Origin of the sequence: Pantoea sp. ME81 (genome assembly GCF_903970985.1) — a bacterium.
Lineage (GTDB): Bacteria > Pseudomonadota > Gammaproteobacteria > Enterobacterales > Enterobacteriaceae > Pantoea > Pantoea communis.
Window position 1 is genome coordinate 1 of the sequence record NZ_CAJCKS010000188.1, and the last position, 8,738, is coordinate 8,738.

An 8,738-nucleotide genomic window follows, 5' to 3' on the forward strand; every position below is an offset into this window, starting at 1 on the left:
TCAAGCACTGCAACCTGCAGCATGCGCTGCTGGATCGTTGCGATCTGCTGGATTTAACCCTTGAAGTGCTCGATTTCAGCCACGCGCAGTTCAGCCAGTGCAACCTGATTCGCTGTGCGTTGCATGCCGTGCAATTTAACCATGTCACGGCGCAAGGGCTGTCGCTGGTGACCTGCCAGTCACAGGATCTCTGCTTTGACCACGCCAGACTGACCCGCTGCCTGTTTACCGCCAACAGCCAATTGCCGCATGCGCGCTTTCGCCGCACGACGCTGCTGGAGTGCAATCTGCGTGACATCGATCTTCAGGCGGCAAACTTTGATCACGCCTCGCTAGACAACAGCGATCTGAGCGGTGCCGATTGCCGCCATGCCAGCCTGCGATTGTTACGCACCCGATTAAGCCGCTTTGTGCGTAGCGATCTGCGTCAGGCGCGCTTTAACGGCAGCCTGTTACTGGGGGCTGACCTGCAGAAGAGCCAGCTTGCAGGCTGTGACTTCAGCGACTGCAACCTGTTTCGCGCCGATTTATCGCAAACCCTCACTGATACGCACACGCGCTTCAACGATGCGCTGACCGACAGCATGAAAACGCTGCCGCGTCGCCGCGAACAGCAGGTATAGCTATGACGCCAACTGAGATTCAGCAAGCGGTCAAGTCGGGCAGCATCATTCATGCCGTTGCCCCTGAACAACGCAACTTTGCCGGTATGGACCTCTCTGGCGGCAGTTTCATCGCCGTCGACCTGATGGGCGCTGATTTTCGTGGCTGCAATCTGCACGAAACCCAGTTTAGCGAATGCGCACTCTCTGGCGCGCAGTTTGATGATGCGAAGCTGCGCGGCACTCTCTTCAGCCAGTGCCGCATGGTCGCCACGCAGTTTAGCGGCTGCACGCTGACCGACTGCCTGTTCAATCAGTGTCAGTTAATGGAGAGCGACTTCAGCGAAAGTATTCATATCAACAGCCAGTTCAATAAAGGCGACCTCAGCGACAGCAGTTTCCTGCTCGCATCGCTGTATCAAAGCGGTTTTATCGAATTACCCGTGCACCAGTGGCTGCTGCGCCATGCCAGCCTGGAGCAATGCACGCTAATGAGTCTTGACCTGCGACGTAGCGATCTGCACAGCGCTGGCTTCGCACTGTGTACTTTCTATCAATGCGATTTGCGCGGTGGCGATTATCGTCGGCAACGTTTTGCGCGCAGCCAGTTCACCGCCAGCAAGCTGGAAGAAGCCAGTTTCTTCGGTGCTGAACTCACACAATGCAATTTCAGCCAGGTGTCTCTGCGGGCGGCTGATCTGCGCCAGATACAGGCCAGCCAGGCGTTATTTACCGGCAGCGATTTGCGTGAAGCGCGTTGCTCGGAGGCAAATTTCAATCAGGCAATCTTGATGCAGACACAGCTGGATGAGGCCGATTTCAGCCATAGCCAGCTATCACGCGCGGTGCTGCAGCAGGCCCACGCGCCACGCGCCAATTTTCAGCACAGCCAGTTGCAATACGCCGACCTCTCTTACGCCACGCTGGATCATGCCGATTTCCGTGATGCGCACTTTACTCACACGCGTCTGCATCGTGCCAGCCAGCAGCAAAGTCACTTTTCCAGCCGTGACGGCATTATCGAACAGGACGAAGCGCTGTATGCCGCTGAAAACTGGCGACCGCACACGCGCTTAACACCGCACGAGGACCACCATGAATCACGCTGAAAAAACCGTTGCGATCCCGCTGGATTTACCGCTACAGGCGGAGGGACAGGTGCTGGCGCTTGACACCGATTATGGCGTGCAGGTGCTGATCGACGGGCGTCGCTGGCACTGCCAACGTGCCGCCAGTTGCCTGCTGTCGCCGCAACTCGATGACCGCGTGCTGGTGAGCCGGGCCGGGGAACAACTGTGGTTGTTAGCCGTACTGGTGCGCGCCCAGCCAGAACAGACCGCTGAGCTGCACTGTGAGGGCAAATTGACCCTAAGCAGCAGCCAATCCTTAAGCCTGCGCAGTCCGCAGTTTCAGCTGGAAGCGGAGCATGGCGACTGCCAGGTCACTGAGATGAATTACCGCGGCGAAAAAGTTTCCGCCTGGGTCACGCTCAGTCGCGTGTTCGGTAAACGTTGCGAAAGCCTGTGGGAGAGCCTGAGCCAAATCAGCCATCACCTGCTGCGCCGCACCACCCATACCGAGCAGGTGCGCGCCGGACAACTCGACATCAAAACCAGCCAGCTCACCCGTCTGCATGCGCCCACCACGCTGATCAGCAGCGAATCGCTAACGCGTGTCGACGGTAAACAGATTCACATGGGTTAAGAGGAAACAGCATGTTTGCAAATTGTCAGTGTGGTGGCACCGATCAGGCCGTCGCCGATGTATGTAAAACCCCGGCCCCGGTGACTTTCGTCAATCTGGCGCTCGGCAATACCGCGGTGCCGACCGCCAGCACCGTACTGTTTACCGGGATGCCGGCGCATAACCTCTCCACGATCACGCCAATCACCCAGGGCGATGAAGCGGGCGTGCTGGGCGGTGTGGTTTCAGAAACTTTTATGGGGCTGTCGCGACACCTCACGGGCTGCAATTCTCTTTTAATCAACGGCATGCCCGCCACGCGTATGGGTAGTGTGACGCAACAGAACGTTGCCAACGCGCCCGGCGTACGCATCACCCCGAGTCAAACCACGGTGGCATTGCTGGCGACATAGCCATGCACATGACGACACAGCCCGAAAAAACGCGCGATCAACAAACAGTGCTGCTTACGGCGCATAGCGTCACGCACGCCGCAACCGCTGCGTACCCCTTTTGAAGACTGATGTTTTTACACAGGACGTTGATAAAAATGACAACACTGCACAGCAAACTGCCCTTTCTCGCTGCCCTTTTTGCCACCGCCATCACGGCCGGCTGCAAAGCGCCGCCTCCCATTGTGACGGCGGACACCCTTGAAACCAGCACCGTCAACGCGGTGCCGCTGGTGCATATGCACATCATCCAACCCCCACAGCAGTTCACACCGGTCAACGCCGCTTATCGCACCCTTTATCCGGCATCACTCATGAACCGTCCCGACTTCAGTGGACTGCGTATGGAGACGCTGGAAGCCGGTGCCACGCTGCAAGTTCTGGGCGAAGTGGAGAACAGCTGGCTGGCCGTTTCGACGCAAGATAATGGCCAACTCAGCGGCTATATCCCTTATCGCGCAGCCGTGACGGCCGATCGCTACAGCGCCACGGTGAAAGCACAGGCCGCGCGTCCACGTCGGGCTCAGCAGCAGTGTATTGGCGTCGGCGAAGGTGACAAAGCCTGCCGCAAAGGCAGCTCATCAACCTGGATTATTCAGTAATGAGCGCGCGCATCGCAGGATTGTTCGGACTGCTGCTGTTGCTCTCGGGCTGCATGTCATCGTCACGTCAGGTGCCAGCAAACTGGCAGTTGACGCTCAACAGCGACGCTAGCGCCAATGCGGGCGCGCCGCTGAAAGTCCGGGTGTTCGTGCTGCGCTCCGATGCCAATTTCCAGTCAGCTGACTTCTATTCGCTGCAAAACAACGCCTCTGCGGTGCTGGGCGGTGATTTGCTGGATACCCAGCAGCGTTTCCTCACCACGCAGCAGCCGCAACAGGTGCTGAACGGCAATCCGTCGCTGGAGGCGCACTATCTCGGCGTGATGGCTGAATACGCCAATATCAACGGCAAGGCCTGGCGCGTGGTCGTGCCGCTGCCCGCCCCCACTGAAACCAATTTCTACAAGTTCTGGCAGTTCTCGCCCGACGCGCTGCATGGCCGTATCAACGCCACCGCAGCCGGGCTGCATCTCACCGCTCATGACGAATAAACGAACTCAGGAAGGCGCTATGCACACCGCAGACAAGGTGATTTGGAGTGAAGGGATGTTTTTGCGTCCTCACCATTTTCAACAGTCGGAACGCTGGTTAGAGGCGTACAGCCGCAGCTGGGGAAAATTGCAGTGCCCGTGGCACTGGGGTTTTATGACCCTCAGCATCGATCAGGCGCTGCTGCGTCAGGGCAAACTGGCGATTGCCGAGGCCAGTGGCCTACTACCTGATGGCACGCCGTTTTCCATCACTGGCGCGGATAGCGCCCCGCCACCGCTGGCCTTCAGCGAGATTCAGGAGCCGATCGATGTGGTGCTGGCACTCCCGGAGCAGCGTCAGGGACAAACCGAAGTCATCTTCAGCGATGCCAGTGATTCCCTGGCACGCTACCTGAGCCAGGATCGCGAAGTTGACGATCTCAACGCCTCTTCAGTGGGCCGTGCGCCGATGCAGTTTGGTCGCCTGCGCCTGTGTCTGATGCCTGCTGCTGATTTAAATGCCGAATGGACCGCCATCGGCGTGGCACGCGTTAAAAGCAGCGGCAACGATCGCGCGTTGATCCTCGACAGCGACTACATCCCACCGCTGCTCAATGGTCACGTTTCCCCGGCCATTAATGCCTTTCTTAACGATATGCACGGTCTGCTGCAGCAGCGCAGCGAGCAGATGGGTGAGCGTTTGCAACAGGCGGGACGCGGTGGCAACACCGAGATGATCGACTTCATGCTGCTGACGCTCATCAACCGCTACATCGGTCAGGTGGCGCACAGCCGCCGCTTGCCACAGCTGCATCCGGAACGCCTGTTCAGTGAATGGCTGCAGTTTGCCACCGAACTCGCCAGCTGGTCGCCATCACGCCGCCCCAGCGAACAGCTGCCGGTCTACGACCACGATAATCTCTACCTCAGCTTCAGCCGCCTGATGATTCAGCTGCGCCAAAGTTTGTCACTGGTGATGGAAGAAAACGCACTCCAGCTCACGCTCACCGAACGCTCGCACGGACTCTATGTCGCCACCGTTTCCGACGTCAGTCTGATCCGCGATTACGGTTTTGTGCTGGCGGTGCGCGCCGATTTACCGGGCGAAATGTTGATCACCCACTTCCCGGCACAGATGAAAATTGCGCCTGTGACGCGCATCCGTGACCTGGTGCAACTTCAGCTTCCCGGTATTGGCTTGCGGGTGATGCCAGCCGCACCGCGCCAGATTCCGTGGCACTCCGGTTATGTCTACTTCGAACTGGAGCGCAGTGGCGAGCTTTGGCAACAGATGGCGAAAGCGGAAGCCTTTGCCCTGCATCTGGCCGGTGAGTTTCCCGGCCTCGACCTGCAACTTTGGGCATTGCGCCACGCACGCAGCTAAGCACGGAGAGAAGCGACCATGATGCAGCCGCAGTCACTTAATGGCGAACTGGAAGCCAGCACGCAGCATGAAAATCCGCTGGTGGCGATTGCCAATCCCTTGATCAACGCCATTGCCCAGCTACGCCATTCGGTCTCCCACGACAATCCGGCGGGCCTGCGCCAACAGTTAATCGATTTGGTGCGGCGCTTTGAAGTGGCCTGCCAGCAGGCACAACTGCCGTATGAAACCATTGTTGGGGCGCGTTACTGCCTTTGCACTTCACTGGACGAGGCAGCAGCACTGACGCCGTGGGGCAGCCGCGATGTCTGGCCGCGCAGCGGATTGCTGGTGACCTTCCATAACGAAACCTGGGGCGGCGAGAAGTTCTTTCAGTTGTTGGCGCGCCTGTCACAGCATCCGCAGCAAAACATCCTGTTGCTGGAGCTGATGAACGCCTGCCTGCTGCTGGGCTTTGAAGGGCGTTATCGCATCATGGAAAACGGTCGTACGCAGCTGGAAACCCTGAAGTTGCGTCTGCTGCAGTTGATTCGCTCAGTGCGCGGCCCTTACCCGCCACCGCTTTCGCCGCAGCCGCTGGATGAACCGGTATTGCAGAAATTATGGAAGCCGCTGATTCCACTGTGGAGCTTTGCTGCGCTGCTGGCGCTGCTGGGATGCGCGGTCTACATCACGCTGAACTGGCGCCTCAATCATTTTACCGCACCGGTGCTCTCGGCTATTTATCAAACCGACCTGCCGAAAGTCGATATCGCGCGCCCTGCGGCTCCCGCTGCACCGGCACTCGATTTACGTCATTTCCTTGCGCCGGAGATCGCTGAAGGACTGGTCACGGTCAACGATGAAGCCACCCGCAGCGTGGTGCTGCTGCGCGGCGACGGTCTGTTTGACTCTGCGGCCACCACTATCCGCGATCGCTACCGCCCGGTGATCCGCCGCATTGCACAGGCGATGGACAACGTAAACGGTCAGATTCGCGTCAGTGGTTACACCGATAACGTCCCGATCCGCAGCGCGCGCTTTAACTCTAACTACGCGCTGTCACTGGCGCGCGCTCAGTCGGTGCAGGAGATGCTGGCCCAGGACCTGCGTCAGCCACAGCGCATCATCGTTGAGGGACGCGGAGAGAGCAATCCGCTGGCAGCGAATGATTCTGCCGCCAATCGTGCGCGCAACCGCCGTGTTGAAATCACGCTGCTGGTCGCGCCGAAACAGACTGAATCTGAACTCAACAGCGTGCATTAAAAGGATTAGCCATGATTCGCACTGTCTTTTCCATCGCCACCAGCCGCCTGATGTGGAGCGGCCTGGGCATTACAGCACTCTGTTTGCTGATCTGGACCGTGGGTCCACTGGTGGCGATTGGGGATTATCGTCCGCTGGAGTCGGCGCTGTATCGTTACATCGCCATCGCCGTGCTGTACGCACTGTGGATAAGCTACCGCGTCGTCCCTCGTCTGTGGCGTCGCTGGCAGAACCGTCGCCTGGTACAAAAAATGGCACCGGCGCCAACGGCAGCTGACGAACACGATGAGATGTCAGCCGAACACCCACTGGTCGAGCGATTCAGTGAGGCAACGCAACTGCTGCGTCAGGCGCGTTTCAACCGTCCGGAGAGCCGCCGCTGGCCGCGCTGGATGCAAAAACTCAATCGCCAATACCTTTACCAGTTGCCGTGGTACATGCTGATTGGCGCACCGGGTGCAGGTAAAACCACCGCGCTGGTCAATTCGGGTCTGCACTTCCCGCTGGCCGCGCAGTTTGGCAAAACCGCACTGCGTGGTGTAGCCGGAACGCGTCACTGTGACTGGTGGTTCACTGACGAAGCGATTCTGCTGGACACCGCCGGCCGCTACACCACGCAAGAGAGCGACCGTCAGCAGGATGCGCAAGAGTGGCGCAGCTTTATGGGATTGCTGAAAAAGTATCGCCCACGCCAGCCGGTGAATGGCGCGATCATCACCATCAGCGTCGGCGATTTACTCAGCGAGTCCGAAGAAGCGCGCCATCAGCAGGCCAGCGCCCTGCGTAAACGCCTGCTGGAATTACGCGATCAGCTGGCAATCCCCTTCCCGGTTTACGTATTGGTCACCAAATCTGATCTGCTCAAAGGGTTTACCGCCAGTTTTGGGGCGATGAACAAGGCTCAGCGCGATCAGATTTGGGGCTTTACCTGGCCATGGAGCGATCAGCAACTGGCCGTCGGAAGCGAATTCGAGCCACAGTTTGACCGCTTGCATCAGCGTCTGGATGCCGGTCTGGCTGATCTGATGATCCACGAACATGACAGCGTGAAACGCGCCGAAATGTACCTGTTCCCACAAGAGTTTCTCGCTCTGAAACCCTTGTTGAAACACTACCTCGACGTGGTGTTTGCCACCTCCGGCTATGATGCAAAGCTGATTCCGCGCGGCGTCTACTTCACCAGCGGCACCCAGGAGGGCCTGCCGTTTGACCGCGTAATGGGCCAGATGAGCCGCGCGCTGGGCTTGCCCGCGCTGCGAGCCGCCAACAGCGAACCGGCGCAGGCCGGCCACGGTCAGAGTTTCTTCCTGCATCAAATGCTGACTGAAGTGGTGTTTAAAGAAGCCGGTCTGGCGGGCATCAATCGCTGGTGGGCGGTGCGAAATCGCCTGGTGCATCTGATCACCTACGGCGTGCTGGTACTGCTGCTGTTGCTGGCGCTGATCGCCTGGTTTACCAGCTATCACCACAACAAAGGTTATCTGGCTGACGTGCAGCAGCGTGTCCCAGACATTGAGAAGCAGAGCAAGGCGCTGTCCCCGCTCAACGGCGAAAACATCTTCTCGCAGTTGCCGTTCCTTAATAGCCTGGCGGGTCTGCCCAACAGCGACAAGCTCACCGATTTGCAACAGCCACCGCTTAGCTGGCGTGCTGGTTTGTATCGCGGTGAAGAGGTCTCTACCGCGTCGGATTCGCTCTATCAGCGTGCGCTGGAACAGATGCTGCTGCCGGTGATTGCCCGCAACATCACCGACTGGCTGCGCAGCGATAACGGCAGTGACGTCGATTACAGCTATGAAGCCCTGAAAGCCTATCAGATGCTGTATCTGCCGCAGCATTACGACGGCAAGTTCCTCCACGCCTGGGTAATGCTCAACGTGCAGCGCACCCAGGGTGCCAACGCGCCGCAGGCACAGCTGAAAGCGCTGGATTATCACCTCGGCCAACTGCTCGATGACAAGATCAACGCTTCACCGTTTGAGCGCGATGAGCCCCTGGTGGTGCGACAGATCGAGATGATCAGCCGTTCCCCACTCTCCACGCGGGTTTACGGTCGCCTCAAACGTCTGCTGATGCCGCGTGTTAATCCGGGCGTCAGCGTGATCAACCTGAGTGGTGCGCAGACCGAACTGGTGTTCAGCCGCAAAAGCGGGCAACCGCTGACCGAAGCGATTCCCGGCTTCTTCACTCCTGCCGGTTACTGGGGACCGTTCAACAGCAACATCAAAAATGTGGCAGCCAGTTTGTTACAGGAAGATCGCTGGGTACTGACCCGTCGTGAAAGTGCTGATGAGCAAAAC

At 58.6% G+C, this 8,738-nt stretch carries 9 protein-coding genes; all 9 read left to right on the plus strand.

Translation table 11 applies throughout. The annotated features are described in order from the left end of the window. Positions 1–623: pentapeptide repeat-containing protein (locus H7A81_RS23180; RefSeq protein WP_182058839.1), on the plus strand; the 623-nt coding region annotated here is incomplete at its 5' end. A gap of 2 nt (positions 624–625) precedes the next feature. Beyond that, the gene (locus H7A81_RS23185; protein ID WP_182058840.1) at positions 626–1,711 is read left to right on the plus strand and encodes a pentapeptide repeat-containing protein; all 1,086 of its coding nucleotides are present in this window, start codon (positions 626–628) and stop codon (positions 1,709–1,711) included. Beyond that, entirely contained in the window at positions 1,698–2,306 is a 609-nt protein-coding gene (locus H7A81_RS23190) for a DUF3540 domain-containing protein (protein ID WP_182058841.1), read from the plus strand. The genes H7A81_RS23185 and H7A81_RS23190 overlap by 14 nt, the downstream gene beginning before the upstream one ends. Positions 2,307–2,317: 11 nt before the next feature. Then, complete coding sequence (locus H7A81_RS23195) at positions 2,318–2,698, plus strand: DUF4150 domain-containing protein (RefSeq protein ID WP_034823609.1); 381 nt, start codon at positions 2,318–2,320, stop codon at positions 2,696–2,698. A gap of 137 nt (positions 2,699–2,835) precedes the next feature. Continuing rightward, positions 2,836–3,339, plus strand: a complete 504-nt coding sequence (locus tag H7A81_RS23200; RefSeq protein ID WP_052127450.1) for a hypothetical protein — start codon at positions 2,836–2,838, stop codon at positions 3,337–3,339. Beyond that, a complete protein-coding gene (tssJ, locus tag H7A81_RS23205; RefSeq protein WP_166931156.1) occupies positions 3,339–3,830 on the plus strand; it encodes a type VI secretion system lipoprotein TssJ in 492 nt (163 codons plus the stop codon). The genes H7A81_RS23200 and tssJ overlap by 1 nt, the downstream gene beginning before the upstream one ends. Positions 3,831–3,849: 19 nt before the next feature. Then, positions 3,850–5,193: a type VI secretion system baseplate subunit TssK gene (tssK, locus tag H7A81_RS23210; RefSeq protein ID WP_182058842.1), complete on the plus strand. Its 1,344-nt coding sequence runs from the start codon at positions 3,850–3,852 to the stop codon at positions 5,191–5,193. Between the two features lie 21 nt (positions 5,194–5,214). Then, positions 5,215–6,438 (plus strand): DotU family type VI secretion system protein, encoded by a 1,224-nt coding sequence (locus H7A81_RS23215; RefSeq protein WP_166932000.1) that lies wholly within the window; start codon positions 5,215–5,217, stop codon positions 6,436–6,438. A gap of 11 nt (positions 6,439–6,449) precedes the next feature. Next, a partial coding sequence (tssM, locus tag H7A81_RS23220) for a type VI secretion system membrane subunit TssM (protein WP_182058843.1) occupies positions 6,450–8,738 on the plus strand: 2,289 nt, incomplete at its 3' end.

Coding starts and splice junctions, on each gene's coding strand:
- H7A81_RS23185 (WP_182058840.1), top strand. CDS start 626: ATGACGCCAACTGAGATTCAGCAAGCGGTCAAGTCGGGCAGCATCATT.
- H7A81_RS23195 (WP_034823609.1), top strand. CDS start 2,318: ATGTTTGCAAATTGTCAGTGTGGTGGCACCGATCAGGCCGTCGCCGAT.
- tssJ (WP_166931156.1), top strand. CDS start 3,339: ATGAGCGCGCGCATCGCAGGATTGTTCGGACTGCTGCTGTTGCTCTCG.
- tssK (WP_182058842.1), top strand. CDS start 3,850: ATGCACACCGCAGACAAGGTGATTTGGAGTGAAGGGATGTTTTTGCGT.
- H7A81_RS23215 (WP_166932000.1), top strand. CDS start 5,215: ATGCAGCCGCAGTCACTTAATGGCGAACTGGAAGCCAGCACGCAGCAT.
- H7A81_RS23200 (WP_052127450.1), top strand. CDS start 2,836: ATGACAACACTGCACAGCAAACTGCCCTTTCTCGCTGCCCTTTTTGCC.
- H7A81_RS23190 (WP_182058841.1), top strand. CDS start 1,698: ATGAATCACGCTGAAAAAACCGTTGCGATCCCGCTGGATTTACCGCTA.